Here is a 1,802-nt window from a genome sequence, read left to right as displayed (position 1 = left end):
ATTTGTCCATCAGCTCCGCGCCCTTGACCGCGTGCACACTGAGCTGCCCGCTGCCCGCCAACGCCCGGACCAGGTAGGTCTTCCCGCAACCGGGCGGCCCGTAGAGCAGGACCCCGCGTGGCGGATCGATACCCAGCCGGGCGAAGGAATCGGGATGGCGCAGCGGCCACAGCACCGTCTCGGTGAGCGCCTGCTTGGTCTCGGCCATATCGCCCACATCGTCGAGACCGAGGCTGCCGATCGCCAACTCCTCACTGCCCGAACGCGACAACGGCCGGATCACCTCGAGCGCACCCGCCAGATCCTCGTGCAGCAGCCGCGGTTCGCTGTCGTCGCGGCTGGCCCGCGCCGCCGCCCGCAACGCCGCCTCTCGGCACAGCGCGGCGAGATCGGCCACCACGAACCCCGGCGTCGCCGCGGCCACCTCCTCCAATCGCAGCTCCCCGGTGGGGACCTTGCGCAGCAACTGCTCCAGCAGCGTGCGGCGCACCGCGGCGGTGGGCAGAGTCAGCGCGAGCTCCCGGTCACACAGATCCGGGGTCCGCAAGCGCGGATCGACACCGGCCGGGTTCGAGGTGGTCGCCAGCAGCGCCACACACGGTGCGGCCACCGCAGCCCGCAACTGGTCCAGGATGAGGGTCGCCACCGGTTCGGCGGGTTCCGGCAGCAGGGCGTCGATATCGGTGACCAGCAGAATCGCGCCCTGCCCCGAACTCGCCGCGGCCACCGCCGCCGCGACCTCACGCAGCCGGGCCCCGCTCTCCGCCGCGCCCACCGACGGCCCGTCCAACTGCACCACCCGTCGCGGCGCCGCCACCGCTCGCGCCAGCGTCGCCTTACCCACCCCCGCGGGACCGGTGATCAGTACACCCAGCCGCGGTGTCGCGCCCAGTGCCTTCAGCAATTCCGGCTCGTCCAACGCCAAACTCAGCCATTCGGCCAGCTTCGCCGCCTGCGCCCGCGCCCCCGCCAGTTCCTCCACCCCGACCTCGGTCGCCGGCGCGCTCGCCACCGGCACGGCCCCCGGCAGATCACCGCCGGTCACGGTATCGAGATGGCTGGGCACCAGCGACTGCCGCACCCCGCCGTCACCGTTCACCCGCACCGCCGGCGGCTGCGCGGCGGTCGCCGCTCCCGCCGTCCATTCGACCGCCGAATTCGGTTGCACACTGACCGGCCCGCCCGCGGGATCGGTCGCGACCACCGTCAGCAGCTCGGAGGTCCACGCGATACCGAACGCCCGCGACAACGCCTGACTGGCCACCGACGACGGAATATCGGGCCCCAGCTCCCGCGGCAACAGCGAAACCGTATCCCCCACCGTCACCACCTTCCCCAGCAACGCCTGCCGCAACGTCGCCGCCGGAATCGACTGAGTGGCATGCCGCGACCCGCTCACCGAGATATGCCGGGCTCCCTGCACCACCGCCGGCGACACCACCACCGTCGCGTTCTCCCGCAGCCCGGCATTCGACAACGTCACATCATCGAGCAGCGCCGTCCCCGCAGGAGTCCCCGCCGGAGCCCGGCCCGCCACCGCCGCCGTCCGCCGCGCCCCCACCAAGGTGATCCCATCCCACTCCCGCAACCCGAGCGCGGTCAGCACCTCGGGATGCAACCGGATCACCCCCCGCCGCGCATCCGCCGCGGAAGCATTCAACCGAACCGTCAACGCCAACTCAGCCACAACACAGATTTTATTAGCTGTGTTTATTGGCGCCGACTTCGTCGGCGCGGGTTGCGGGCCCCGAGGTCCCGTGTTTCAGCGCCCGAGACTCGCGGCTGCGCCGCCTCGCTTCGGG

Annotated in this window: 1 protein-coding gene; it reads right to left on the bottom strand. The window is 71.8% G+C overall.

Annotated elements, in window-relative coordinates:
• Positions 1-1,687 (bottom strand): AAA family ATPase (locus ACWDU1_RS32060; protein ID WP_450004168.1); only part of this gene is annotated, 1,687 nt, incomplete at its 3' end.
• Between the last annotated feature and the right edge of the window lie 115 nt (positions 1,688-1,802).

Source organism: Nocardia sp. NPDC003345 (assembly GCF_053589395.1).
Note: the sequence above shows the minus strand (reverse complement) of the source record. Positions and strands in the feature narration are given on the sequence as shown.